Origin of the sequence: Pseudomonas sp. GD03944 (assembly GCF_029839275.1) — a bacterium.
Lineage (GTDB): Bacteria > Pseudomonadota > Gammaproteobacteria > Pseudomonadales > Pseudomonadaceae > Aquipseudomonas.
Genome location: NZ_JAOCAH010000001.1, coordinates 233113 through 257934, shown reverse-complemented (window position 1 = coordinate 257934; position 24822 = coordinate 233113). Strand labels below are relative to the sequence as shown.

22 protein-coding genes are annotated in these 24822 nt (G+C 62.5%); 16 read left to right on the top strand and 6 right to left on the bottom strand.

Going from position 1 to position 24822, the window contains the following annotated elements; translation table 11 throughout:
• Nucleotides 1–33: 33 nt before the first annotated feature.
• Nucleotides 34–843, bottom strand: coding sequence for a hypothetical protein (locus tag N5C28_RS01245; protein WP_279819188.1), 810 nt, complete (start codon nt 841–843; stop codon nt 34–36).
• Between the two features lie 476 nt (nt 844–1319).
• Between N5C28_RS01245 and fadB the strand changes: the two genes are divergently transcribed.
• The 6 genes from fadB (at nt 1320) to N5C28_RS01215 (ending at nt 8636) form a co-directional block, all read left to right on the top strand.
• The gene (fadB, locus tag N5C28_RS01240; protein ID WP_279819186.1) at nt 1320–3467 is read left to right on the top strand and encodes a fatty acid oxidation complex subunit alpha FadB; all 2148 of its coding nucleotides are present in this window, start codon (nt 1320–1322) and stop codon (nt 3465–3467) included.
• 29 nt (nt 3468–3496) lie between these two features.
• On the top strand, nt 3497–4672 hold the full coding sequence (fadA, locus tag N5C28_RS01235; protein WP_279819183.1) for an acetyl-CoA C-acyltransferase FadA: 1176 nt from the start codon (nt 3497–3499) through the stop codon (nt 4670–4672).
• 77 nt (nt 4673–4749) lie between these two features.
• Nucleotides 4750–4986, top strand: a complete 237-nt coding sequence (locus N5C28_RS01230) for a DUF1653 domain-containing protein (protein WP_279819180.1) — start codon at nt 4750–4752, stop codon at nt 4984–4986.
• A gap of 145 nt (nt 4987–5131) precedes the next feature.
• A complete protein-coding gene (gene topA / locus N5C28_RS01225) occupies nt 5132–7738 on the top strand; it encodes a type I DNA topoisomerase (protein ID WP_279819178.1) in 2607 nt (868 codons plus the stop codon).
• 74 nt (nt 7739–7812) lie between these two features.
• Nucleotides 7813–8331: a DUF6586 family protein gene (locus N5C28_RS01220; RefSeq protein WP_279819176.1), complete on the top strand. Its 519-nt coding sequence runs from the start codon at nt 7813–7815 to the stop codon at nt 8329–8331.
• A gap of 68 nt (nt 8332–8399) precedes the next feature.
• The gene (locus tag N5C28_RS01215; protein WP_279819174.1) at nt 8400–8636 is read left to right on the top strand and encodes a hypothetical protein; all 237 of its coding nucleotides are present in this window, start codon (nt 8400–8402) and stop codon (nt 8634–8636) included.
• Between the two features lie 70 nt (nt 8637–8706).
• On the opposite strand, the gene sulA is transcribed toward N5C28_RS01215, so the two are convergent.
• Nucleotides 8707–9180: an SOS-induced cell division inhibitor SulA gene (gene sulA, locus N5C28_RS01210; RefSeq protein ID WP_279819172.1), complete on the bottom strand. Its 474-nt coding sequence runs from the start codon at nt 9178–9180 to the stop codon at nt 8707–8709.
• A 10-nt stretch (nt 9181–9190) separates the two neighbouring features.
• Nucleotides 9191–9799 carry a transcriptional repressor LexA gene (lexA, locus tag N5C28_RS01205; protein ID WP_279819171.1) on the bottom strand — a complete coding sequence of 203 codons (609 nt, stop codon included), beginning with the start codon at nt 9797–9799 and terminating at the stop codon, nt 9191–9193.
• Between the two features lie 277 nt (nt 9800–10076).
• On the opposite strand from lexA, the gene N5C28_RS01200 reads away from it, so the two are divergent.
• From N5C28_RS01200 to nagZ, 3 genes are read left to right on the top strand one after another with little or no spacing between them, the layout of a single operon-like run.
• Nucleotides 10077–10784 carry a TetR/AcrR family transcriptional regulator gene (locus N5C28_RS01200; RefSeq protein WP_279819170.1) on the top strand — a complete coding sequence of 236 codons (708 nt, stop codon included), beginning with the start codon at nt 10077–10079 and terminating at the stop codon, nt 10782–10784.
• A gap of 48 nt (nt 10785–10832) precedes the next feature.
• Nucleotides 10833–11357, top strand: coding sequence for a L,D-transpeptidase (locus N5C28_RS01195; protein WP_279819168.1), 525 nt, complete (start codon nt 10833–10835; stop codon nt 11355–11357).
• Nucleotides 11358–11366: 9 nt separating this feature from the next.
• Nucleotides 11367–12365 (top strand): beta-N-acetylhexosaminidase, encoded by a 999-nt coding sequence (gene nagZ, locus N5C28_RS01190; RefSeq protein WP_279819166.1) that lies wholly within the window; start codon nt 11367–11369, stop codon nt 12363–12365.
• Nucleotides 12366–12437: 72 nt separating this feature from the next.
• Here the strand turns inward: nagZ and N5C28_RS01185 are convergent, their stop codons facing one another.
• Both N5C28_RS01185 and mfd read right to left on the bottom strand, forming a co-directional pair.
• Nucleotides 12438–12977 carry a CsiV family protein gene (locus tag N5C28_RS01185; RefSeq protein ID WP_279819164.1) on the bottom strand — a complete coding sequence of 180 codons (540 nt, stop codon included), beginning with the start codon at nt 12975–12977 and terminating at the stop codon, nt 12438–12440.
• A gap of 13 nt (nt 12978–12990) precedes the next feature.
• A complete protein-coding gene (gene mfd / locus N5C28_RS01180; protein WP_279819161.1) occupies nt 12991–16443 on the bottom strand; it encodes a transcription-repair coupling factor in 3453 nt (1150 codons plus the stop codon).
• A 130-nt stretch (nt 16444–16573) separates the two neighbouring features.
• Between mfd and N5C28_RS01175 the strand changes: the two genes are divergently transcribed.
• A complete protein-coding gene (locus tag N5C28_RS01175) occupies nt 16574–18040 on the top strand; it encodes a glyceraldehyde-3-phosphate dehydrogenase (RefSeq protein WP_279819159.1) in 1467 nt (488 codons plus the stop codon).
• Nucleotides 18041–18087: 47 nt separating this feature from the next.
• On the opposite strand, the gene N5C28_RS01170 is transcribed toward N5C28_RS01175, so the two are convergent.
• A complete protein-coding gene (locus tag N5C28_RS01170) occupies nt 18088–18645 on the bottom strand; it encodes a chalcone isomerase family protein (protein WP_279820312.1) in 558 nt (185 codons plus the stop codon).
• Between the two features lie 274 nt (nt 18646–18919).
• Between N5C28_RS01170 and N5C28_RS01165 the strand changes: the two genes are divergently transcribed.
• From N5C28_RS01165 to nqrF, 6 genes are read left to right on the top strand one after another with little or no spacing between them, the layout of a single operon-like run.
• Nucleotides 18920–20257: a Na(+)-translocating NADH-quinone reductase subunit A gene (locus N5C28_RS01165; protein ID WP_279819157.1), complete on the top strand. Its 1338-nt coding sequence runs from the start codon at nt 18920–18922 to the stop codon at nt 20255–20257.
• A gap of 3 nt (nt 20258–20260) precedes the next feature.
• Nucleotides 20261–21472, top strand: coding sequence for an NADH:ubiquinone reductase (Na(+)-transporting) subunit B (locus N5C28_RS01160; RefSeq protein ID WP_279819155.1), 1212 nt, complete (start codon nt 20261–20263; stop codon nt 21470–21472).
• Entirely contained in the window at nt 21465–22253 is a 789-nt protein-coding gene (locus tag N5C28_RS01155) for a Na(+)-translocating NADH-quinone reductase subunit C (RefSeq protein WP_279819152.1), read from the top strand. The genes N5C28_RS01160 and N5C28_RS01155 overlap by 8 nt, the downstream gene beginning before the upstream one ends.
• Nucleotides 22250–22924: an NADH:ubiquinone reductase (Na(+)-transporting) subunit D gene (locus N5C28_RS01150; RefSeq protein WP_279820311.1), complete on the top strand. Its 675-nt coding sequence runs from the start codon at nt 22250–22252 to the stop codon at nt 22922–22924. The genes N5C28_RS01155 and N5C28_RS01150 overlap by 4 nt, the downstream gene beginning before the upstream one ends.
• Nucleotides 22924–23532: an NADH:ubiquinone reductase (Na(+)-transporting) subunit E gene (gene nqrE, locus N5C28_RS01145; protein ID WP_279819149.1), complete on the top strand. Its 609-nt coding sequence runs from the start codon at nt 22924–22926 to the stop codon at nt 23530–23532. Before N5C28_RS01150 ends, nqrE begins: the two co-directional genes overlap by 1 nt.
• 15 nt (nt 23533–23547) lie before the next feature.
• The gene (gene nqrF, locus N5C28_RS01140) at nt 23548–24771 is read left to right on the top strand and encodes an NADH:ubiquinone reductase (Na(+)-transporting) subunit F (RefSeq protein WP_279819145.1); all 1224 of its coding nucleotides are present in this window, start codon (nt 23548–23550) and stop codon (nt 24769–24771) included.
• The last annotated feature ends 51 nt before the right edge of the window (nt 24772–24822 follow it).

Sequence of the window (24822 nt, the reverse complement as noted above, 5' to 3'; positions counted from 1 at the left end):
ATCCTGTTCATCATGCCGCACGTGCCGGCATCTTCACAGCTGGGTAGCCGAATACTGTGCCGACGCTTCTTCAAGGCCTTCGATGATGCTGTCGGAGTACTTGTTGATGAGGAAGGGCACGGTATTTTCATTGTAGTTAAGCAGTGATTTCTCGATGTAGCGCCATTTGGTGCTGACGCTGCTCAGGGTCTGCTTGATCTGGTCGGTGTTCTGCGGCGCTTTTTCCAGGGTGTCCAGGCGGGTGGCGAACTCGCCCACCAGCTCCTCGATCGGGCGGTTCTCGCCCCCTCCCATGAACGTGGCGCCCACCGAGGCGCTGCGCGATGCGTAGTCCACCGCGATGGTCTGCATCAGCACGCTCTGGTCGCGGCTCTGCTGGGTCATGGCCGGCACGTTGTAGCTGCCTTCCTGTTGAATCTTGCTGTACAGCTCCTGGCTCAGGGCGATCAGTTGCTGGTTGCGCGCGGCCAGGTCGGCCACCGGCTGCAGGTCGGTGTAGCCTTGGTTCTTCAGGGCATTGATCAGGTTGGTCAGGTCGATCTGGTAGCCCTTCCAGTGCTGGTCGAGCTGCGAGCGCAGGGCCCTGGAGCCGTCGCCGGGAAGGTCGGAGATGGCGGCCAGGTGGCCGTCGGCCGACGCCACGGCCTCGTTGATCATGCGTGCGTAGCGCTGGTCGCCTTCCATGCCGTTGTACATGTAGAAGTCGCCGAGGCTTTTCTGGGCGGCCAGGCGCAGCTGGTGAAGGTTCAGCAGGTTGCTGGCCGAGTCGGCGGCATGGCTGGTGATGGAGAACGTGACGGCGAGCAGGGCGCTCAGGGAAGCGGCAAACAGTCGGCTCGACATGAGGGGAGAACTCCGTGTGCCCTAGGGTTTCATTGTTTTTATTTTTTATTACGGGCGGTCTAGGCCGGCCGTATTGAGACGACTGTACCCGCAGCAGAATCATTTTGCTAGGTGCGCACTGTGTCGCATTTGTGGGCCTGAAAAGCGGTTGATAAGCCGCCATCGATGCCGGTGATTATGGCGGGGTCGCACCCGTTGGGCGGCAGGGTAGAGGGGAGTGTGGTGCGTTTTCGTCGCCGAGAGCGACGTGGGCCCAATTGACAAGCGAATGCTTTTCCGTGATGGTGTGCACACCCAAATCAAACGGGCGTATGAATTGAGCGTTTGCCTGAAAAAGCAGCGCCTTTACAGCCCGATTATCGCGTCGGCGGGTGTGCCAGGCTGATTGGGGCTATTCTCGACGGCTGCGCCGCGAGAGTGCTCGCTGGTTGGCTCCGATGTGTACTGTTTAGCTTCCATACCGTGGAGATCAGTTGATGATTTACGAAGGTAAAGCCATCACGGTTAAGGCTCTTGAGAGCGGCATCGTCGAACTGAAGTTCGACCTCAAGGGTGAATCCGTCAACAAATTCAACCGTCTTACCCTGAACGAGCTGCGTCAGTCCGTAGATGCGATCAAGGCCGATGGTTCGATCAAGGGCGTGATTGTCACCAGTGGCAAAGACGTATTCATCGTCGGTGCCGATATCACCGAGTTCGTCGACAACTTCAAGTTGCCGGACGAAGAGCTGGTGGCCGGCAACCTCGAAGCCAACAAGATCTTCAGTGACTTCGAAGACCTCGCTGTACCGACCGTGGCAGCCATCAATGGCATCGCCCTGGGCGGTGGTTTTGAAATGTGCCTGGCGGCGGATTACCGCGTCATGAGCGAAAGCGCCAAGATCGGCCTGCCGGAAGTGAAGCTGGGCATCTACCCGGGCTTCGGCGGCACCGTGCGCCTGCCGCGCGTTATCGGTACTGACAACGCGGTCGAGTGGATTGCCTCGGGCAAGGAAAGCAAAGCCGACGACGCCCTCAAAGTGGGCGCGGTCGATGCGGTGGTAGCGGCTGACAAGCTGCAGGCTGCGGCTCTGGACCTGGTCAAGCGCGCCATTTCCGGCGAGCTGGATCACAAGGCCAAGCGCCAGCCGAAGCTGGAAAAGCTCAAGCTCAACGCCATCGAGCAGATGATGTGCTTCGAAACCGCCAAGGGTTTCGTGGCAGGCCAGGCCGGCCCGAATTACCCGGCTCCGGTCGAAGCGATCAAGACCATTCAGAAAGCGGCCAACTTCGGCCGTGACAAGGCGCTGGAAGTCGAGGCCGCCGGCTTCGTCAAGCTGGCCAAGACCTCGGTTGCCGAGAGCCTGATCGGTCTGTTCCTGAACGACCAGGAACTCAAGAAGAAAGCCAAACACCACGACGAGATCGCCCGTGACGTGAAACTGGCTGCCGTACTGGGCGCCGGCATCATGGGTGGCGGCATCGCCTACCAGTCGGCCTCCAAGGGCACCCCGATCCTGATGAAGGATATCCGCGAAGAGGGTATCCAGATGGGCTTGAACGAGGCGAGCAAGCTGCTCGGCAAGCGCGTCGAGAAGGGCCGCATGACCCCGGCGAAGATGGCCGAAGCCCTCAACGCCATTCGCCCGACCATGTCCTACGGTGATTTCGGCAACGTCGACATCGTCGTCGAAGCCGTGGTCGAGAACCCCAAGGTCAAGCAGATCGTGCTGGCCGAAGTGGAAGGTGCGGTGCGCGAAGACGCGATCCTGGCCTCCAACACCTCGACCATCTCCATCAGCCTGCTGGCCAAGGCTCTCAAGCGTCCGGAAAACTTCGTCGGCATGCACTTCTTCAACCCGGTGCACATGATGCCGCTGGTTGAAGTCATCCGTGGCGAGAAGTCCAGCGAAGTGGCCGTGGCCACCACCGTTGCCTACGCCAAGAAAATGGGCAAGACCCCGGTCGTGGTCAACGACTGCCCGGGCTTCCTGGTCAACCGCGTGCTGTTCCCGTACTTCGGTGGTTTCTCCAAGCTGCTGGGCTTCGGCGTCGACTTCGTGCGCATCGACAAGGTCATGGAGAAGTTCGGCTGGCCGATGGGCCCGGCGTATCTCTCCGACGTGGTCGGTATCGACACCGGTCACCATGGCCGTGACGTGATGGCTGAAGGCTTCCCGGACCGCATGGCCGTGGAAGGCAAGACCGCCGTCGACGTGATGTACGAGGCCAACCGCCTGGGCCAGAAGAATGGCAAGGGCTTCTACGCCTACGAGACCGACAAGCGCGGCAAGCCGAAGAAGGTCTCCGACTCGGCGGCCTACGAGCTGCTGAAGTCGATCGTCACCGAGCAACGCGAAGTGACCGACGAAGACATCATCAACTTCATGATGATCCCGCTGTGCCTGGAAACCGTCCGTTGCCTGGAAGACGGCATCGTGGACACCGCTGCCGAAGCCGACATGGGCTTGATCTACGGCATCGGCTTCCCGCCCTTCCGCGGTGGTGCGCTGCGTTACATCGACAGCATCGGTGTAGCTGAATTCGTGGCCCTGGCCGACAAATACGCCGATCTGGGCGCGCTGTACCACCCGACCGCCAAACTTCGCGAAATGGCCGCCAAAGGCCAGAAGTTCTTCGGTTAATGCGGACAGACTAGAGCGAGAGTGAATTTATGAGCCTGAATCCGAGAGATGCAGTCATTGTCGACTTCGGCCGCACCCCGATGGGGCGCTCCAAAGGTGGCATGCACCGCAACACCCGTGCCGAAACCATGTCGGCACACCTGATCAGCAAGCTGCTGGAGCGCAACACCAAGGTCGATCCGGCCGAGGTCGAGGACGTGATCTGGGGCTGCGTCAACCAGACCCTGGAGCAGGGCTGGAACATCGCGCGCATGGCGTCGCTGATGACCCAGATCCCGCACACCAGCGCCGGCCAGACCGTCAGCCGCCTGTGCGGTTCGTCCATGAGCGCCCTGCACACTGCCGTGCAGGCGATCCAGACCGGCAACGGCGACGTGTTCGTCGTCGGTGGTGTGGAGCACATGGGCCACGTCGGCATGATGCACGGCGTCGACCCGAACCCGCACCTGTCGCTGTACGCCGCCAAAGCGTCCGGCATGATGGGCCTGACCGCTGAAATGCTGGGCAAGATGCACGGCATCAGCCGCGAGCAGCAGGATGCCTTCGGTGAGCGTTCGCACCGTCTGGCACACAAGGCCACCGTCGAAGGCAAGTTCAAGGATGAAATCATCCCGATGCAAGGCTACGACGAGAACGGCTTCCTGAAAGTCTTCGACTTCGACGAAACCATTCGTCCGGAAACCACCGTCGAGAGCCTGGCTCAGCTGAAGCCGGCGTTCAACCCGAAGGGCGGTACCGTGACCGCGGGCACTTCCTCGCAGATCACTGACGGTGCGTCCTGCATGATCGTGATGAGCGCCCAGCGCGCTCAGGACCTGGGCATCCAGCCGATGGCCGTGGTTCGCGCCATGGCGGTGGCCGGCGTCGATCCGGCGATCATGGGTTACGGCCCGGTGCCGTCCACGCAGAAGGCCCTGAAGCGTGCCGGCCTGAGCATGGATGACATCGATTTCGTCGAACTCAACGAAGCCTTCGCCGCCCAGGCCCTGCCTGTGCTGAAGGACCTCAAGCTGCTCGACAAGATGGAACAGAAGGTCAACCTGCACGGCGGCGCAATCGCCCTGGGTCACCCCTTCGGTTGTTCCGGTGCCCGTATCTCCGGTACCCTGCTGAACGTAATGAAGCAGAACGGTGGTACGTTTGGCGTGTCCACCATGTGTGTGGGCCTGGGCCAAGGCATCACCACCGTCTTCGAACGCATCTAAGCGTTGGTCGACACGAAACCGGGGCCAGGTGCCCCGGTTTTCGTTTTTCAGGCGAAAATTTTTCAAGGACATCTGGCATGCAATTACAACCCGGCCTCTACCGGCACTATAAAGGCCCCGAGTACCGTGTCTTTGGCGTTGCCCGGCATTCCGAGACCGAACAGCAGGTTGTGGTCTACCAGGCGCTCTACGGCGATTTCGGCCTGTGGGTCCGGCCGCTGGAGATGTTTTGCGAGCGCGTCGAAGTGGACGGCGAGACCGTTCCGCGCTTTGCTTTGGTTCAGGCTGAAACGGCCCTCTTTGATCGGCCCTGAGCCGATGTCGCGCCATTGCTGCGCTTGACCTCACCTCGACCGCCACTATATATAGCGGTGCCGCGAGGGTGGCTCACCGGCAGCACGGCAACAGATTCAAGGCGTCACGCCTTTCATTTATCGAATTTCAGGAATTTTCCAATCCATGGGCAAATCGCTGGTCATCGTGGAATCCCCGGCCAAGGCCAAGACCATCAACAAGTACCTGGGCAGCCAGTACGTGGTGAAGTCGAGCATCGGCCATATCCGTGACCTGCCTACCAGTGGCTCGGCGAGTGCCGCCAAGGAGCCTGCGAAACGTGGCAAGGCGGCTGCCGAAGCGCCTGCGTTGTCGCCCAAGGAAAAGGCCAAGCGTCAACTCTTCGCCCGCATGGGGGTGGACCCGGAGCATGGCTGGAAAGCCAAGTACGAGATCCTCCCGGGCAAGGAGAAGGTCGTCGACGAACTGCGCCGCCTGGCCAAGGAAGCCGACACCATCTACCTCGCAACCGACTTGGATCGCGAGGGGGAAGCCATTGCCTGGCACCTGCGCGAATCCATCGGCGGCGATGACAGCCGCTACAAGCGCGTGGTGTTCAACGAAATCACCAAGAAAGCCATCCAGGAAGCGTTCTCCAAGCCGGGCGAGCTGGATATCAACCGCGTCAACGCGCAGCAGGCGCGTCGCTTCCTCGACCGCGTCGTGGGCTACATGGTGTCGCCGCTGCTGTGGTCGAAGATCGCCCGTGGCCTCTCCGCCGGTCGTGTGCAGTCCGTGGCGGTGAAGCTGGTGGTCGAGCGCGAAAAGGAAATCCGCGCTTTCGTGCCGGAAGAATACTGGGAAGTGCACGCCGACCTGGGTACCGCCAAGGGTGACAACGTGCGCTTCGAGGTCGCCCGCGAGAACGGCGCTGCCTTCAAGCCGCTCAACGAAGCTCAGGCCACTGCGGCCCTGAATGTGCTCAAGGCGTCCAGCTACAGCGTCGCCAAGCGCGAAGACAAGCCGACCAGCAGCAAGCCGTCGGCACCGTTCATTACCTCGACCCTGCAGCAGGCGGCCAGCAACCGTCTGGGCTTCGGCGTGAAGAAGACCATGATGATGGCGCAGCGTCTCTACGAGGCGGGCTACATCACCTATATGCGTACCGACTCGACCAACCTGTCGGCTGATGCCGTGAGCATGGTGCGCGATTTCATCGAGGGCGAGTTCGGCAAGAAATACCTGCCGGCCAAGGCCAACCTCTACAGCAGCAAGGAAGGGGCACAGGAAGCGCACGAAGCGATTCGCCCGTCCGACGTCAACCTCAAGCCGACCCAGCTGTCCGGCATGGAGCGTGATGCCGAGCGCCTGTACGAGCTGATCTGGCGCCAGTTCGTGGCCTGCCAGATGCCGCCGGCCGAATACCTGTCGACCACCGTCACGGTCAATGCCGCCCAGTTCGAGCTGCGCGCCAAGGGCCGCATCCTCAAGTTCGACGGTTACACCCGCGTCTTGCCGCAGCTGAGCAAACCGGGCGATGACGATGTACTGCCGGAAATGAAAGAGGGTGAAGCCCTCAAGCTGATCAAGCTGGACCCGAGCCAGCACTTCACCAAGCCGCCGGCGCGCTACTCCGAAGCCAGCCTGGTGAAGGAAATGGAAAAGCGTGGCATCGGCCGTCCGTCGACCTATGCGGCGATCATCTCGACCATTCAGGAGCGTGGCTACGTCACGCTGCACAACCGGCGCTTCTACTCCGAAAAGATGGGCGACATCGTGACCGAGCGCCTGTCGGAGAGCTTCGCCAACCTGATGGACTACGGCTTTACCGCCGGGATGGAAGAGAACCTGGACGACGTGGCCCAGGGCGAGCGTGAGTGGAAACACCTGCTCGACGAGTTCTACGGCGACTTCAAGAAGAAACTCGAAGTGGCCGAAGCCAGCGACAGCGGCATGCGCGCCAACCTGCCGACGCTGACCGACATCGCCTGCCGCGACTGCGGCCGACCGATGATGATTCGCACGGCCTCGACCGGCGTGTTCCTCGGCTGCTCGGGCTACAGCCTGCCGCCGAAGGAACGCTGCAAGGCGACCCTCAACCTGGTGCCGGGCGATGAAATTGCGGCGGATGACGAGGGTGAGTCCGAGTCCCTGGTGCTGTTGGGCAAACACCGTTGCCAGAAGTGCGGCACGGCGATGGACGCCTACCTGCTCGACGAAACCCGCAAGCTGCATATATGCGGCAACAACCCGGATTGCTCGGGCTACGAGATCGAACAGGGTCAGTACCGCATCAAGGGCTACGAAGGGCCGAGCCTGGAGTGCGACAAGTGCGGCAGCCAGATGCAGCTGAAGACCGGCCGTTTCGGCAAGTTCTTCGGTTGCACCAACAGCGAGTGCAAGAACACCCGCAAATTGCTGCGCAGCGGCGAGCCTGCGCCACCCAAGATGGACGCCGTGAAGATGCCGGAGCTGAAGTGCGAGAAGGTGAACGACACCTACGTGCTGCGCGATGGTGCTTCCGGCCTGTTCCTGGCGGCGAGCCAGTTCCCGAAGAACCGCGAGACCCGTGCGCCGCTGGTTCAGGAGCTGATTCCGCACAAGGACGAGATCGATGCCAAGTACCACTTCCTGCTGGATGCGCCGAAGAAGGATCCGGAAGGTCGCCCGGCCGTGATTCGCTACAGCCGCAAGACCAAGGAGCAGTACGTGCAGACCGAAGTCGAAGGCAAACCGACGGGCTGGCGTGCGTTCTTCGACGGCGGCAAGTGGAAGGTCGAAGACAAACGCTGACCGATACGCCCGCGCACACCCTGGCGGTGAGCGCGGGCGTATAGTGGATCGATCTGCAGCGGAGGGCCCCGATCATGGCCAATGAGTTGTATACCCGAACGAACCAGAAGATCTTCTACGCCGGCCTGGCGCTGGACGCCTGGCGCGTGGCGGAAGAGGGGCGGGCGATGAATGCCCAGGCGCTGGTTCAGGCCGAGCGCGAAGCGGCGCTGTTTCACCTGTACGGTGCCGTGCTGGGGCTGTGCCACGAGATTGCCGGCTATTACCGCCTGCCTGGCAGCACCGCGCCCCGCGCCGAGCAGTTCCTGGTGCCGGCCGTCGTCGAGTCGGCGCCTTGCCCGGAGCTGGCCGAGCTGGTCGAACTCGCCCAGCAATCGGAAACCTGGCTGGCGCAGCTCCTAGCCGCTTACGCGGCATTGTTCCAGCCGCCCCAGGCCGACAAGAAGGCCAAGGTCGACCCGTCCACACCGCTGATCCAGGCGGTCAGCCTGGACGAGGAAGAGCCGCCTCTGGCGCGTGAGACGCTGGAAGCGTGGCGTGAGCAGTTGAAAGGGCTGGCCAGGCGATTTCGCGAAACGCTCACCGAGTGGTAGTCCACTTTCGGTGGGCGGGTCAGGAAGGTGGCTGTTACAATGCCGGCCTGACGTGGAGAACCTGAGTTATGCCGACATCCTTCCTGGAAATCGTTGAATTACCCGATGGGCGCATTGCCTTGCGCCGCGCGGAGGATGAAGAGGCGCTGGTCGTGCTCGATTTTTCTGCCGATGCCAAGGCGTTTCTGCAAGGCCAGCACGTAGAGGTGGCCAAGGCCATGCTCAATGTAGGCGTGCAGATGGCAGGCAAGCTGGCGGAAAACGATTTTCAGCATGACGAAGAAGGCCCGCGCGTTCTGCATTGAGTGCGTGTGGCGCAGTAGGAAGTAGGCGTATCCCGCGTGGCACGGTCCCTGTGCCCGGGTACGCAGCAGCCTAGCCGAGGCTGATGTTCAGGCTTTGCGCCTTGCCGAGGAGGGCAGCCTGTTCGAGCTGCAGGCGGGCAGCGCGTTCGAGCGGATGCAGCCAGCTGACCACCGTGTGACTTCTCCCCAGTTTCAGGGCTTCCTGGGCCAGCTCCAGCGCTGTCTGCTCGCCCCGTGGGTGCAGCAGCAGGATGCGCTCGCGGTTCAGGCCCGCGGCCTTGCGCAGCCAGGCCTGGGTCAGGCTGCGCGGCGGCGCGATCAGGGTCAGCCAGCGCTCATCATCGTTCTGGCTCAGCTCGCGCAGGATCGGCGCCAGCAGCGTCAGGCAGTGCCCGGCAGCTCCCCGTAACGACAACTCACTGAACGCCTCGGGCTGTTCCTGCCAGTCGGCATCCGTTTCCTCGAGCAGCGGCGGTACGGATGACGCCAGGAAGGCATCGAACAGTGGCAGTTGGGTACGGTTCAGCGATTGCGGGAACTGCATGGGGCCTCCTTCAGCGGCGGATAACGCCGACACTCAAGCCTTCGATGACCAGGTCCTGCTCTTCGAGATTGACCTCGATAGGGGAGAACTCCGGGTTTTCAGCGATCAGCCACACCGTGTTGCCTTCGCGCTTGAAGCGCTTGACCGTGACCTCGTCGTCGATACGGGCCACGACCACCTGGCCGTTGCGCGCTTCACGGGTGGTGTGTACCGCCAGCAGGTCACCGTCGAAGATGCCGATGTCCTTCATGCTCATGCCGCGCACGCGCAACAGGTAGTCGGCCTTGGGGTGGAAGAACTCGGGGTTGATGCGGCAGGATTCTTCGATGTGCTGTTGCGCGAGGATCGGCGCACCGGCAGCGACGCGTCCAATGACCGGCAGGCCTTCTTCCTCGTTGCTGGGTTCGAAGCCCGGGATGCGGATGCCGCGCGAGGCGCCGGGCGTCATTTCGATCGCGCCTTTGCGGGCCAGCGCCTTGAGGTGCTCTTCCGCGGCATTGGGTGACTTGAACCCGAGCGCCTGGGCGATCTCGGCACGAGTGGGCGGGTAGCCATTGTCTTCAAGGCATTGCTTGATGAAGGCAAGAATCTCGGCTTGGCGTGGCGTCAGTTTCAGCATGGCTGGGCTCTGTCTTTTTATACAGTGACTGGGATTATATACAGTGAATCGAGCTTGGCAATCCTCCTTTTGAGCGAGGCGAGCAATTGGGCTTGCGATTTCATATCGGCTGCGCGTTACTTGGCGGGTTGTGTGCGCGTCAATGCATCTATTAAGGACGTCAGCGGCTTCCTTGTAGTGCGCGCGTGACCGGCCAGCCAAAAGGCGGATGATGCGGCTTGACAAGGCGACAGGCTGAAACGTATGTTTCAAACGAGTGTTTGTCAGGTGAAGGTTCATGGCACAGTCGGAAACCGTTGAGCGCATTCTTGATGCGGCAGAGCAGTTGTTCGCGGAGAAAGGGTTCGCCGAGACGTCGCTGCGGCTGATCACCAGCAAGGCCGGGGTCAACCTGGCGGCGGTGAACTATCACTTCGGCTCCAAGAAAGCCCTGATCCAGGCAGTCTTCTCCCGTTTCCTCGGCCCGTTCTGCGCCAGTCTCGAGCGCGAACTGGACCGTCGCCAGTCCAAACCCGAAGCCAAGGCGACCCTCGAAGAGCTGCTGGAGTTACTGGTCGAGCAGGCTCTCGCGGTCAAGCCGCGCAGCGGCAACGACCTGTCCATCTTCATGCGCCTCTTGGGCCTGGCGTTCAGCCAGAGCCAGGGACACCTGCGCAAATACCTGGAAGAGGTCTACGGCAAGGTGTTCCGGCGCTACATGCTGCTGGTCCACGAAGCCGCTCCGCGCATTCCGCCGCTGGAGCTGTTCTGGCGCGTGCACTTCATGCTCGGGGCTGCGGCGTTCAGCATGTCCGGGATCAAGGCGCTGCGCGCCATGGCGGAAACCGATTTCGGCGTGAACACCTCGATCGAGCAGGTCATGCGGCTGATGGTGCCGTTCCTGGCCGCCGGCATGCGTTCCGACAGCGGCGTCACCGACGAGGCGCTGGCCGCCGCGCAACTCAAACCGCGCAGCAAGAGCAGCACCACACCGGCCAAGGTGTGATGCAAGGGGAGTGGGCTTGGCGGAGGCGATCCGCTAAGCTAGCTGCCCATGCGTTCTCTCGATCTCCTGCATATCTCCATTGCCGATCAGCGCCTGTACGGCTTCGCTGACGGCGACCTGCTGCTGCGTATTCCTGTTTCCACTGCCCTGAACGGCCCCGGAGAGCTCAACGGCTCCGGCTGTACGCCCCGTGGCCGGCACCAGGTGCGCGCGAAGATCGGTGATGGCCTGCCGATTGGCGCCGTATTGCGCGGCCGGCGCTGGACCGGCGAGGTCTGGTCGCCGGCGCTGGCCGAACAGTTCCCCGGCCGGGACTGGATCCTGTCGCGGATCATCTGGCTGAGCGGCTGCGAGCCGGGGCGCAATCGCCTGGGCAGCGTTGACACCTTTCGCCGCTATATCTACCTGCACGGCACCCCCGAAACCGAGCCGATGGGCGTGGCCCGCTCCCACGGGTGCGTGCGCTTGCGCAACGCCGACCTGCTGGAACTCTTTGCCCGGGTTCCCGTCCATTGCGCGGTACAGATCGAAGAAGCGCCGTGCCCGGTCTGGGCGGCGGCCCCACTCAAGTAAGGATTGAACATGCAAGGCTCTCTGATGCTGGATATCGCCGGCACCTGGCTGACTGCCGACGACCGTCAGATTCTCCGGCAGCCCGAGGTGGGTGGGCTGATTCTGTTCGCGCGCAACATCGAGCATCCGCGCCAGGTGCGTGAACTGGCGGCGTCGATTCGCGCTGTGCGCCCCGATCTGCTGCTGGCGGTCGACCAGGAGGGCGGTCGGGTGCAGCGCCTGCGCCAAGGCTTTGTCCGGTTGCCGGCCATGCGCGCGATTGCCGACAACCCGAATGCCGAGGTCCTGGCCGAGCACTGCGGCTGGCTGATGGCGACCGAGGTGCTGGCCGTTGGCCTGGACCTGAGCTTTGCGCCGGTACTGGACCTCGATCACCAGCGCAGTGCGGTGGTCGGCAGTCGCGCTTTCGAGGGCGACGCCGCCTGGGCCGCCCAGCTGGCGGGCGCCTTCATTCGTGGCATGAACGCCGCGGGCATGGCGGCCACGGGCAAGCACTTCCCAGGGCATGGCTGGGCCGAAGCGGACTCCCATGTGGCGATTCCGGTGGATGAGCGCAGCCTCGAGGACATTCGTGCCGTCGACCTGCAGCCGTTCGCCCGCCTCGCCGGGCAGCTGGCGGCGGTGATGCCGGCCCACGTGATCTACCCGCAGGTCGATGTCCAGCCCGCCGGCTTCTCGCGGCGCTGGCTGCAGGAAATCCTGCGTGGTGAGCTGGGCTTCCAGGGCGTTATTTTCAGTGACGACCTGTCCATGGCTGGTGCCCATGTGGTGGGCGATGCCGCCTGCCGCATCGAGGCGGCCTTGAATGCCGGCTGCGACATGGGCCTGGTGTGCAATGACCGTGCGGCCGCCGAGCTGGCACTGAGCGCCTTGCAGCGTTTGAAGGTGACAGTGCCCCAGGGCCTGGCCCGCATGCGCCGTAGCGCCTTTCCAGGCACGGAGTACCGACAGGACCCACGCTGGCGGGTGGCGGTGAATGCCCTGCGGGCGGCGCAGCTGATCGATTGAACCGTTTCCTGGCGCAGCCAGGTGATATGAAAAAGGGCCGCTCATGCGGCCCTTTTTGCATTCCGCTGTTGCTTACAGCGGGCTGACGCGGATCAGCAGGCCCAGGCTGCCGTGGTCCAGGTAGGTCAGTTCGCCAGTTTTCAGGCGGCTGCTCTGCTTGATGCGCTCGCTGCCGGTGACCAGGCCGCTGCCATCGAACTGGTTGACCCACAGGTCGGCCTCGACATCGACGAAGCGTGCCTGGGTCAGGCGCAGGGTGCCTTCCACCGGGAAGTGCCCGAATTGCTCGTTGCCCGTGCTGATGGCGGCGGTGCTCGGCGCGCTGCCAAGGCTCTGGGTCCAGGCCTTGTGCAGCAGGACCTGGTAGCCGTTGCCCGGGTTGAGCTTGGCCGCTTCGCCGTTGAGTGCGGTGGCACGTTCCTGGGTTGCGTCGACTGGCAGTGCGCCCTGGGCCCAGTCGTCCGGTACCGGTTGGGCGGCCGGGATCGGCTCGCCAGCTTGGCGGAAGACGATGATCTCCACCTGGTGGAGGCGATCGGCCCAGGCCAGGCCGGGGCCGAGCAGGGACAGCAGGAGCAGGGGCAGCAGGGCCAGGGTGCGTAATGCGCGCATGGGGGTCAGTCCTTTACTTGGATGGGGTCAAGCGCTCGAACAGCGCTTCGAGTGTGTTGAATCGCTCTTCCGGGCGCTCCATCGGCACCTGGAATTTGAACAGGGTGGCCCCTTCGAACTTGTAACGGTTCGGCTGGCTCTGGATAAGCTTGATCAGGGTCAGCGGGTCGACGCAGGTGTCGGCGGCGAACTCCACGCGGCCACCTTGCGGGCCGGCATCGACCTTGGTGATGCCCAGGGCTTCGGCCTGCAGCTTCAGCAGCGTCAGGCGCACCAGGTTCTTGGTGGGCTCGGGCAGCAGGCCGAAGCGGTCGATCATTTCCACCTGCAGCTCTTTCAGGCCGTCCTCGTCGGTGGCCGACGCGATGCGTTTGTAGAGAATCAATCGGGCATGCACGTCCGGCAGGTAGTCCTCGGGGATCAGCGCCGGCACGCGCAGGTTGATCTCCGGACCGCCGCCCAGGGGCTGGTCGAGGTTCGGCTGCTCGCCCTTGCGAATGGCTTTCACCGCGCGCTCGAGCATTTCCATGTACAGGGTGAAGCCGACGGCCTGGATCTGCCCGCTTTGCCCGTCGCCCAGCAGTTCGCCGGCACCGCGGATTTCCAGGTCGTGGGTGGCCAGGACGAAGCCGGCGCCCAGGTCCTGTGCGTTGGCGATGGCTTCCAGGCGTTTCTGGGCGTCATCGGTCATTTGCTTGCGCGGCGGGGTCAGCAGGTAGGCATAGGCCTGGTGGTGGCTGCGGCCGACGCGGCCGCGCAGCTGGTGCAGCTGCGCCAGGCCGAACTTGTCGGCGCGCTCGATGATGATGGTGTTGGCGCTCGGCACGTCGATGCCGGTCTCGATGATGGTCGAGGCGATCAGCACGTTGAAGCGCTTGTGGTAGAAGTCGCCCATCACCTGTTCCAGCTCGCGTTCGCGCATCTGGCCGTGGCCGATGCCGATGCGGGCTTCGGGAACCAGCTCGGCGATGTCGGCCGCGCACTTCTCGATGGTCTTCACGTCGTTGTGCAGGTAGTAGACCTGACCACCGCGCAGCAGCTCACGCAGCAGCGCTTCCTTGATGGTCGGGTTGTTCTGCTCCATGACGAAGGTGCGTACCGACAGACGGCGAGCCGGCGGGGTGGCGATGATCGACAGGTCGCGCATGCCGGAGACGGCCATGTTCAGGGTGCGCGGGATCGGCGTGGCGGTCAGGGTCAGGATGTCGACCTCACTGCGCAGCGCCTTGAGCTGTTCCTTCTGGCGCACGCCGAAGCGGTGCTCTTCGTCGATGATCACCAGGCCGAGGTTGTTGAACTTGACGTCGCCCTGCAGCAGCTTGTGGGTGCCGATGACGATGTCGACCTTGCCCTCGGCCAGCTGTTGCATGGCGTTCTCGACTTCCTTGGCGCTCTTGAAGCGGCTCATCACCTCGACCCGCACCGGCCAGTCGGCGAAGCGGTCGCGGAAGCTGTTGTAGTGCTGCTGGGCGAGCAGGGTGGTGGGCACCAGCACCGCCACCTGGCGGCCGCTGTGCACGGCGATGAAGGCGGCGCGCATGGCCACCTCGGTCTTGCCGAAGCCGACGTCGCCACAGACCAGGCGGTCCATCGGCTTGGCGGCCAGCATGTCGTCGCGCACCGCATCGATGGCAGCCTGCTGGTCCGGGGTTTCCTCGAACGGGAAGCCGGCACTGAAGGTGGCGTAGTCGGCCAGCGGGTCGGCGAACGCATAGCCTTCGCGGGCGGCGCGGCGGGCATAGATGTCGAGCAGCTCGGCGGCGACGTCGCGAACCTGTTCGGCCGCCTTGCGCTTGGCTTTCTGCCAGGTTTCCGAACCGAGGCGGTGCAACGGTGCCAGGGCGTCGTCGCTGCCGGTGTAGCGGGCGATCAGGTGCAGGCTGGCCACCGGCACATAGAGCTTGGCCTCTTCGGCGTACATCAGGGCGAGGAACTCGGCGGCCTGGCCGTCGAACTCCATGGTCACCAGGCCCAGGTAGCGGCCGACACCGTGGTCGATGTGCACCACAGGCGCGCCTTCACGCAGCTCGGTGAGGTTCTTGATGACGTTATCGCCAGCGTCGCGGGTCTTCTCCCGGCGTCGGCGCTGCATGACGCGCTGGCCGAACAGTGGGCTTTCGGCCACCAGCGCCAGGTCGTCGAGTTGCAGGCCTTCGTCGAGCGGGGCGATGGTGATGCCCAGGCGCTCCTTGCTGGCGGTGAAGGCCGGCCAGCCGTCGACTTCCTTCGGTTTCAGCTTGAGCCGCGCCAGCAGCTCCAGCAGCACTTCGCGGCGCCCGGCGGATTCGGCGCAGAACAGCACCCGGCCCGGATATTCCTCGATGAAACGGCGCAGGGCAGCCAGGGGCTCGCTGGCCTTGGCCTGGATCGCCAGGTCCGGCAGTGGCCGGGCGTCGAAACGGGTACGGCCGACCCCGGGTTCGATGTCGTCCTGGCTGATGACCACGCGCGGCCAGTCTTTCAGGCGGGCGAAGCAGTCTTCCACGGGCAGGAAGATGTCAGCCGGTGGCAGCAGCGGGCGCTCGGGGTCGACGCGGCGCTCTTCGTAGCGGTTGCGGGCGTCGTTCCAGAACTGCTCGGCGGCCTTTTCGATACCGGGCAGGGAGAACACCTGAGTGTCCTGGGGCAGGTAATCGAACAGCGTGGCGCTTTCTTCGAAGAACAGCGGCAGGTAGTACTCGATGCCGGCCGGGGTGATGCCCGACGAGAGGTCCTGATAGATAGGACAACGGCGGAAATCCACGTCGAAGCGCTCGCGGAAGCGGCCGCGGAAGTCGGTGACGGCCTTCTTCTCCAGCGGGAATTCGCGGGCTGGCAGGAGCTTGATCGACTCGACCTTGTCGATGGAGCGCTGGGTTTCCGGGTCGAAGGTGCGCAGGGTTTCGATTTCGTCGTCGAACAGGTCGATGCGGAAGGGCTGCGAGCTGCCCATGGGGAACAGGTCGATCAGAGCGCCGCGGACCGCGAATTCGCCGTGCTCGTAGACCGTGTCGACGCAGCGGTAGCCGGCGGCTTCGAGGCGGGTGCGCATGTCGTCGACATCCAGCTTCTGGCCGACATCCAGCACCAGGCTCGACCCCAGCAGGAAGCGCGTCGGCGCCAGGCGGTGCAGGGCGGTGGTGATCGGCACCACCAGCACGCCGTGCTTGAGTTCCGGCAGGCGGTACAGGGCCGAGATGCGCTGGGAGATGATGTCCTGGTGTGGCGAAAACAGGTCGTAGGGCAGGGTTTCCCAGTCCGGGAAGTGCAGCACGGGCAGGCCGGGGGCGAAGAAGCTCAGCTCCTGCTCCAGGCGCTCGGCGCTCTGGCTGTCGGCGGTCAGCAGCAGGGTGAAGCGCTTGGCGCTGCTGGCGGCTTCGGCAATCGCCAGGCTCAGTGCGGCGCCGGGCAGGTTGCCCCAGTGTTGTTTTCCGGCGCTGGCCGGCAGGGACGGGAGGCTCAGTACGGAAGCGGTCGTTGCAGACACAGGCGGCTCACGGTCATGGCACGGGTCGGGGATTGTAGCGGGCGAGGGCGCCAGCTGTCAGTCGCGACAGGTGTGCATTGCTCCCGCCTGCGTGCGCCGTCATAATGTAGCCCCTTTTTTCAGCCCCTACATGTGGAAGGTACTGCCCGTGACTCAGAAGCCCGACCAGTGTCTCGGTGAGTGGATCGATCGTGAAGCCCTCGCGGAAGCGATGATTCCGATGATTGGCCAGCTCTACCGTAACAACAGCGTGGTCACCTCTATCTACGGACGTGGTCTGATCAACCGTTCGGTGATCGACATTCTCAAGGCCCATCGTTTCGCCCGTCATCGCCTGGCCAACGACGCCGAGCTGTCGGTGCACGATACCTTTCCGATCCTCAAGGCCATGAGCGAGCTCAAGCTGGGCGCCGCGTCGGTCGATCTGGGCAAGATGGCCGGCAAGTTCAAGGCCGAAGGCAATGGCCGCAGCGTCGAGCAGTTCGTCAAGGATGAGCTGGCTGATGTCGTTGGCAAGCAGAACGGCGCCGGCCGCGAAGGCACTGACGTCGTCCTGTACGGTTTCGGTCGCATCGGCCGCCTGCTGGCACGCATCCTGATCGAGAAGACCGGTGGTGGCGACGGCCTGCGCCTGCGTGCCATCGTCGTGCGCAAGGGGGCGAGCAACGATTTGGTCAAGCGCGCCAGCCTGCTGCGTCGCGATTCGGTGCATGGCAAGTTCGACGGCACCATCACCATCGACGAAGAAAACAACACCCTGACCGCCAACGGCAACCTGATCCAGGTGATCTACGCCAAGGACCCGAAGGAAGTCGACTACACCCAGTACGGCATCAAGAACGCCCTGCTGGTCGACAACACCGGCGTCTGGCGTGATGCCGAGGGCCTGGGCCAACACCTGGCCTGCCCGGGTGTCGACCGCGTGGTGCTGACCGCACCGGGCAAGGGCGCGCTGAAGAACATCGTGCATGGCATCAACCATGGCGAAATCACCGACGAAGACAAGATCATCTCCGCCGCTTCCTGCACCACCAACGCCATCGTGCCGGTGCTCAAGGCAGTCAATGATCAGTACGGCATCGTCAACGGTCACGTGGAAACCGTGCACAGCTACACCAACGACCAGAACCTGATCGACAACTTCCACAAGGGCAGTCGTCGTGGTCGCAGTGCCGCGCTGAACATGGTGATCACCGAGACCGGCGCCGCCACCGCTGCCGCCAAGGCGCTGCCGGTGCTGAAAGGCAAGCTGACCGGTAATGCGATCCGCGTTCCGACGCCGAACGTGTCCATGGCCATTCTCAACCTGAACCTGGAGAAGGCCACCACCCGCGAGGAAATCAACGAGTACCTGCGCCAGATGGCCATGCACTCCGACCTGCAGAAGCAGATCGATTTCGTCAGCTCCCAGGAAGTGGTATCGACCGACTTCGTCGGCTCGCGCCATGCCGGTGTGGTGGATGCCGAGGCGACGATCGCCAACGACAACCGTGTCGTGCTGTACGTCTGGTACGACAACGAGTTCGGCTACAGCTGCCAGGTCGTTCGCGTGATGGAAGACATGGCCGGGGTCAACCCGCCAGCGTTCCCCCGCTAAGCGGTAGGGGTCCAAAAAACGGGAGCTTCGGCTCCCGTTTTTCATCCTCAATCTTTCAGCAGGTCGGTGCGCAAGGCATCCGACAGCCCTTGCGGTTTCAGCCAGAGACCCAGGTAGGCATCCGCCAGCGCCGGATTGGCGCTGCTGAACACCACCTCGCCATTGCGCTCCAGGTTCATGCCGCGCTCGCCGCGGTAGTTGAGCGCATAACGATCCTTCGGGCGGATATTCTCGAAGCGGCTGTGCAAGGCATCCAGTTCGCTGCGCAGTGCCTCCAGTTCGGCGGCGCCCTGCTGTCGGCGCAGCGTGACCCAGGCTGCCTCTATCACGTCTTTTCGATCAATGTTGCGCAGGTAATAGAGCTCCAGGCGCTTGTCGCCTCGCTCGGCCAGTGCCTGTGAGGCGCTGATCCCGGGTTCTGCGTACAGCGCGGCGACATAGACGTCTACCCACAGGTAGACCAGCACGGACTGATTCTTTCGCTCCAGGCAGCGTTGTTCCGCGCAGTGCTCCGAGGGAAAGGCGGCCTCGCGCAGACGTGCCGTGTCGGCCAGCAGAGCCGGGCTTTGAGCAAGCAGGATAAGTAATGCGTATGCGCGAAGCATCATGAAATTCCGATGGGTGTAAATGCCGCTATTTCGCCTGCCCAATGCTTGTGGTCAAGCGGGTCTCTGTTGCTCTCTGTTACGGAAAGTTCAAAAAAAGCAAGTGCTTGGGTGGCCAGTGAGGCCTGGGCGTCTTTATAATCGGGCGGATTTGTTACCCGTGTCGGACATCATAACTCTTGCCAGGAACGCTTCTGGCAAGGGGCCGTCATTCGGTTCGTGAAGCGTCCCGCGTATTCTAAAAAGCTTTATAAATCAGTGGTTAGGCAAACCTATGATCAAAATAAAACATGGGCTCGATTTGCCCATAACCGGCGCGCCGGTGCAGCGTATAGAAGCCGCAAGGCCCGTGCGCAGCGTCGCCGTCATAGGCTTCGATTATCACGGCATGAAGCCGACCATGGAGGTTCAGGTCGGTGATCGGGTCAAGCTGGGGCAGGTCCTCTTTTCCGACAAGAAGCTGCCTGGGGTCAACTACACGGCTCCCGGAGCCGGTGTCATCAGCGCGATCCATCGCGGCGAAAAGCGGGTGCTGCAATCGGTGGTCATCGACCTCGAGGGTGATGACCAGCTGACCTTCGCCCAATACCCCGTGAGCGAACTGGCCACCCTGAGCGATTCGAGCATTCGCGAAAACCTGCAGCAGTCCGGATTGTGGACAGCACTGCGCAGCCGCCCGTTCAGCCAGGTTCCAGCGATCGACGCGGTACCCAGCTCGATTTTCGTGACGGCGATCGATACCCATCCGCTGGCAGCCGATCCCGCCGTGGTAATTGCCGACCATGCCGCTGATTTCGAAAACGGCCTGACCGTTCTGAGTGGTCTCGCCAAGGTGTTCCTGTGCAAGGCGCCACAGGCCAGCCTGCCGGGCGAACAGTTGGAAAAGGTGCAGGTAGAGGCTTTCGCCGGTCCGCATCCCGCAGGCCTGGCCGGGACCCACATTCATTTTCTCGATCCGGTCAATGCCACCAAGAGTGTGTGGTCGATCGGATACCAGGACGTGATCGCTATTGGCAAGCTGTTCACCACGGGGCACCTGTGGGTGGATCGCGTGGTGTCCTTGGCTGGCCCGGTGGTGACAGAGCCGCGCCTGCTGCGCACGCGCCTGGGGGCCAACCTGGACGAACTGACCGCCGGTCAGTTGGAAACTGGATACAATCGTGTGGTTTCCGGCTCGGTCCTCGGTGGGCGGACCGCCCGTGGTGCGTTCGCCTACCTGGGGCGCTACCACCAGCAGGTGTCGTGCCTGGCCGAGGGCACCGACCGCGAGATGCTGCACTACCTGCGTGCTGGCGTTAACAAGCACTCGGTGCTGAACATCTTCGTGTCCAAGCTGATGGCCGCCAAGACATTCGCCTTCTCCACCACCACCAATGGCAGCCCGCGTGCGATGGTGCCGGTGGGCAACTACGAAGCGGTCATGCCGCTGGACATCCTGGCGACCCAACTGCTGCGTTATCTGATCGTCGGCGACACCGAGATGGCGCAGAAACTCGGTTGCCTCGAGCTCGACGAAGAGGATCTGGCGCTGTGCACCTATGTGTGCGCCGGCAAGTATGAATATGGTCCGATCCTGCGGGACAACCTCAGCCGTATCGAGAAGGAGGGTTAAACCGTGGGTATTCGCGCATTGCTCGACAAGATCGAGCACAACTTCGAGAAGGGCGGCAAGTACGAGAAGTGGTATGCCTTGTACGAGGCTGTCGACACCTTCTTCTATCGCCCTGGCAGCGTGACCAAGACCACCGCTCACGTGCGCGACGGCATCGACCTCAAGCGCATGATGATCACCGTCTGGCTGTGCACCTTCCCGGCGATGTTCTTCGGCATGTGGAACACCGGTTACCAGGCCAACCTGATCTTCGCCCAGAGCCCTGAGCTGCTGGCTGCGCAAGAGGGATGGCGCTTCGCCCTGATCGGCTCGCTGGCCGGTTTCGATCCGAACAGCCTGTGGGACAACTTCATTCAGGGTGCGGCCTATTTCCTGCCTGTCTATGCGGTGACGTTCATCGTGGGCGGTTTCTGGGAAGTGCTGTTCGCCTCGATCCGCAAGCATGAAGTCAACGAAGGTTTCTTCGTCACCTCGGTGCTGTTCGCGCTGATCCTGCCGCCAAGCATTCCGCTGTGGCAGGTGGCCCTGGGTATCAGCTTCGGCGTGGTGATCGGTAAGGAAGTGTTTGGCGGTACCGGCAAGAACTTCCTCAACCCGGCGCTGACCGGTCGTGCGTTCCTGTTCTTCGCCTACCCGGCGCAAATGTCCGGTGACGCGGTATGGACCTCCGTGGATGGTTTCGCTGGTGCCACGTCGCTGAGTCTGGCGGCCTCGGGCGGCATCGAAAACATCGTGAACAATGGCATCACCTGGATGGATGCCTTCATCGGCACCATGCATGGCTCCCTGGGCGAGACCAGCACGCTGGCCATCCTGATCGGCGGAGCGGTACTGCTGATGACGAAGATCGCCTCGTGGCGCATCGTCGCAGGCGTCATGCTCGGCATGATCGGCCTGAGCACGCTGTTCAACCTGCTGGGCTCGGCGACCAACCCGTTGTTCGCCATGCCCTGGTACTGGCACCTGGTGGTCGGTGGTTTCGCGTTCGGCATGATCTTCATGGCCACTGACCCGGTGTCCGCTTCCATGACCAATACCGGCAAGTGGATCTTCGGCGCCCTGATTGGCGTGATGGTGGTGTTGATTCGTGTCGTCAACCCGGCATTCCCCGAGGGCATGATGCTGGCGATTCTGTTCGCCAACCTGTTCGCACCGCTGATCGACCACTTCGTCGTTCAAGCCAATATCAAGCGGAGGCTGGCACGCAATGTCTAGTCAAAAAGAATCCACCGCTCGCACGCTGACCGTCGCTCTGCTGGTCTGCCTGGTGTGCTCGGTGTTCGTGGCCGGTGCAGCGATCGCGCTCAGACCGACCCAAGTGGAAAACCGCCTGCTCGACAAGCAGCGCAGCATCCTGGCGATTGCCGGGCTGGGCGAGGCGAACATGAGCGGCGCTGAGGTAAAGGCATTGTTCGATGAGCGCATCAGCGCCCGCGTGGTCGATCTGGACAACGGTACGTTCAGCGATGCGCAGGATCCGCTGACCTTCGATCCGCTGGTCGCAGCCAAAGACCCGCAGCAGTCCGAAGCCCTCAGTGGTAGCGAGGACATCGCCTCCATCAAACGTCGCGAGAACCTCACCACCGTTTACCTGGTCGAGCGTGATGGCGAGCTGGAAACCCTGATCCTGCCCGTGCGTGGTTACGGCCTGTGGTCGACCCTGCATGGTTTCATGGCGCTCAAGGGTGACCTGAACACCATTGCCGGTTTCGGTTTCTACCAGCACGCCGAGACGCCTGGTCTGGGTGGCGAAGTGGATAATCCGAAGTGGCGGAGCCTGTGGCCAGGCAAGACCCTGTACAACGAGCAGGGCGATCTGGTCATTCGGATCATCAAAGGTAACGTCGATGCGCAGAGCTCGCAGGCGACTCATCAGGTCGATGGCCTGGCGGGTGCGACTCTGACCCAGAACGGCGTGAACAATCTTTTGCACTTCTGGCTTGGTGAGAACGGCTTCGCCCGTTTCCTGACCAATCTGCAGAAAGGGGAGGCCTGATCATGTCGCAGCCAACCATCAAAGAAGTCCTGCTTAATCCGCTCTTCAATAACAACCCCATCGGCCTGCAGATCCTCGGTATCTGCTCGGCCCTGGCGGTGACCTCGAACCTGAAGACCGCGCTGGTGATGTCCATCGCGCTGACGCTGGTGACCGGTTTCTCCAACCTGTTCATTTCGATGATTCGCAGCCAGATCCCGAGCTCGATCCGCATGATCGTGCAGATGGTGATCATCGCGTCCCTGGTGATCGTGGTCGATCAGATTCTCAAGGCCTATGCCTACAGCCTGTCCAAGCAGCTGTCGGTATTCGTCGGCCTGATCATCACCAACTGTATCGTCATGGGCCGTGCCGAAGCCTTCGCCATGCAGAACCCGCCGATGCTGTCGTTCTTCGACGGTATCGGCAATGGCCTGGGTTACAGCGCCATGCTGATCGTGCTGGGTATCGTCCGGGAGTTGTTCGGTGCCGGCAAACTGATGGGCTACACCATCATCCCGGTGGTCAATGACGGTGGCTGGTACCAGCCCAACGGCATGCTGCTGCTGCCGCCTTCGGCGTTCTTCCTGATCGGCCTGTTCATCTGGGCGCTGCGTAGCTGGAAGAAAGATCAGGTCGAGAAGCCGAGCTTCAAGATGGCACCTCAGGTTTCCAACAAGGAGGCCTACTGATGGAACACTATCTCAGCCTGATGGCCAAGGCCGTGTTCGTCGAGAACATGGCGCTGGCCTTCTTCCTTGGCATGTGTACCTTCATCGCCATTTCCAAGAAGGTGGAAACGGCCATTGGCCTCGGCATCGCCGTGGTGGTGGTGCAGGTCATCACCGTGCCGGCCAACAATCTGATCTACGCCTACCTGCTCAAGGATGGCGCACTGGCCTGGGCCGGCCTGCCGGACGTGGACCTGAGCTTCCTCGGTCTGCTCAGCTACATCGGTGTGATTGCGGCCATCGTGCAGATTCTCGAGATGCTCCTCGACAAGTACGTACCGGCGCTCTACAACGCGCTCGGTGTGTTCCTGCCGCTGATCACGGTGAACTGCGCCATCATGGGCGGCACCCTGTTCATGGTCGAGCGTGATTACAACCTGGCGGAAAGTACCGTGTATGGCTTCGGCTCCGGTCTTTCCTGGGCGCTGGCGATCGCTGCGCTGGCAGGCATCCGCGAGAAGCTCAAGTACAGTGACGTACCCGACGGCCTGCAGGGCCTGGGTATCACCTTCATCACCATCGGTCTGATGTCGCTTGGCTTCATGTCCTTCTCCGGCGTGCAGTTGTAAGGAAGGAATGAACAGATGAACTATGAAATCTTTCTGGCGATCGGCATGTTCACGGCCATCGTCCTGGCGCTGGTGCTGATCATTCTGGTAGCGCGTGCCAAGCTGGTTTCCAGCGGTGACGTGAACATCGAGATCAACGGCGAACGCACCATCGTGGTACCAGCCGGCGGCAAGCTGCTGCAGACCCTGGCGGCGAACAACGTGTTCCTGTCTTCGGCCTGTGGCGGCGGCGGCACTTGTGCACAGTGCAAGTGCATCGTCGAGAGCGGTGGTGGCGAGATGCTGTCCACCGAGGAATCGCACTTCACCAAGCGCGAGGCCCGGGAGGGCTGGCGCCTGTCCTGCCAGACCGCGGTCAAGCAGGACATGAAGATCGAGGTACCCGAAGAAGTATTCGGCGTGAAGAAATGGGAGTGCACCGTTGAGTCCAACCCCAACGTGGCCACTTTCATCAAGGAGCTGACCCTGAAGCTGCCGGAGGGCGAGAACGTCGATTTTCGCGCGGGTGGCTATGTGCAGCTGGAGTGCCCGCCGCACACGGTGAACTACAAGGACTTCGACATTCAGGAGGAGTACCGCGGCGACTGGGACAAGTTCAACCAGTGGAAGTACGTGTCCAAGGTCGACGAGACCGTGATTCGTGCCTACTCCATGGCCAACTACCCGGAAGAGCGCGGCATCGTCAAATTCAACATTCGTATCGCTTCGCCACCTCCAGGCAAGGACGATCTGCCACCAGGCAAGATGTCTTCCTATGTGTTCAGCCTGAAGCCGGGCGACAAGATCACCGTGTACGGCCCCTTCGGTGAATTCTTCGCCAAGGACACCGATGCCGAGATGGTCTTCATCGGTGGTGGTGCGGGCATGGCCCCGATGCGTTCGCACATCTTCGACCAGCTCAAGCGCCTGAAGTCGACGCGCAAGATCAGCTTCTGGTACGGCGCGCGCTCCATGCGCGAAGCCTTCTACACCGAAGAGTACGACCAGCTGCAGGCGGAGAACCCGAATTTCCAGTGGCACCTGGCGTTGTCCGATCCGCAGCCGGAGGACAACTGGAGCGGTCTCAAGGGGTTCATCCACAACGTGCTGTTCGAGAACTACCTCAAGGATCACCCAGCTCCCGAGGATTGCGAGTTCTACATGTGCGGCCCGCCCATGATGAACGCCGCCGTCATCAAGATGCTGGTCGACCTCGGCGTCGAGCAGGAGAACATCCTGCTTGACGACTTCGGCGGCTGATCCGTTGCTGACACACTACGCTGCACTCCGGCCCGTTATCGCTGTCGCCTT

Excerpts from the sequence above, each read along its gene's own strand:
- N5C28_RS01200 (WP_279819170.1), top strand. The coding sequence starts at position 10,077 with ATGGCACAGTCGGAAACCGTTGAGCGCATTCTTGATGCGGCAGAGCAG.
- N5C28_RS01175 (WP_279819159.1), top strand. The coding sequence starts at position 16,574 with ATGTGGAAGGTACTGCCCGTGACTCAGAAGCCCGACCAGTGTCTCGGT.
- N5C28_RS01215 (WP_279819174.1), top strand. The coding sequence starts at position 8,400 with ATGCCGACATCCTTCCTGGAAATCGTTGAATTACCCGATGGGCGCATT.
- fadA (WP_279819183.1), top strand. The coding sequence starts at position 3,497 with ATGAGCCTGAATCCGAGAGATGCAGTCATTGTCGACTTCGGCCGCACC.
- lexA (WP_279819171.1), bottom strand. The coding sequence starts at position 9,799 with ATGCTGAAACTGACGCCACGCCAAGCCGAGATTCTTGCCTTCATCAAG.
- topA (WP_279819178.1), top strand. The coding sequence starts at position 5,132 with ATGGGCAAATCGCTGGTCATCGTGGAATCCCCGGCCAAGGCCAAGACC.
- N5C28_RS01245 (WP_279819188.1), bottom strand. The coding sequence starts at position 843 with ATGTCGAGCCGACTGTTTGCCGCTTCCCTGAGCGCCCTGCTCGCCGTC.
- N5C28_RS01165 (WP_279819157.1), top strand. The coding sequence starts at position 18,920 with ATGATCAAAATAAAACATGGGCTCGATTTGCCCATAACCGGCGCGCCG.
- N5C28_RS01155 (WP_279819152.1), top strand. The coding sequence starts at position 21,465 with ATGTCTAGTCAAAAAGAATCCACCGCTCGCACGCTGACCGTCGCTCTG.
- nqrF (WP_279819145.1), top strand. The coding sequence starts at position 23,548 with ATGAACTATGAAATCTTTCTGGCGATCGGCATGTTCACGGCCATCGTC.
- N5C28_RS01170 (WP_279820312.1), bottom strand. The coding sequence starts at position 18,645 with ATGCTTCGCGCATACGCATTACTTATCCTGCTTGCTCAAAGCCCGGCT.
- sulA (WP_279819172.1), bottom strand. The coding sequence starts at position 9,180 with ATGCAGTTCCCGCAATCGCTGAACCGTACCCAACTGCCACTGTTCGAT.
- fadB (WP_279819186.1), top strand. The coding sequence starts at position 1,320 with ATGATTTACGAAGGTAAAGCCATCACGGTTAAGGCTCTTGAGAGCGGC.
- N5C28_RS01185 (WP_279819164.1), bottom strand. The coding sequence starts at position 12,977 with ATGCGCGCATTACGCACCCTGGCCCTGCTGCCCCTGCTCCTGCTGTCC.
- nagZ (WP_279819166.1), top strand. The coding sequence starts at position 11,367 with ATGCAAGGCTCTCTGATGCTGGATATCGCCGGCACCTGGCTGACTGCC.
- N5C28_RS01230 (WP_279819180.1), top strand. The coding sequence starts at position 4,750 with ATGCAATTACAACCCGGCCTCTACCGGCACTATAAAGGCCCCGAGTAC.
- nqrE (WP_279819149.1), top strand. The coding sequence starts at position 22,924 with ATGGAACACTATCTCAGCCTGATGGCCAAGGCCGTGTTCGTCGAGAAC.
- N5C28_RS01220 (WP_279819176.1), top strand. The coding sequence starts at position 7,813 with ATGGCCAATGAGTTGTATACCCGAACGAACCAGAAGATCTTCTACGCC.
- N5C28_RS01195 (WP_279819168.1), top strand. The coding sequence starts at position 10,833 with ATGCGTTCTCTCGATCTCCTGCATATCTCCATTGCCGATCAGCGCCTG.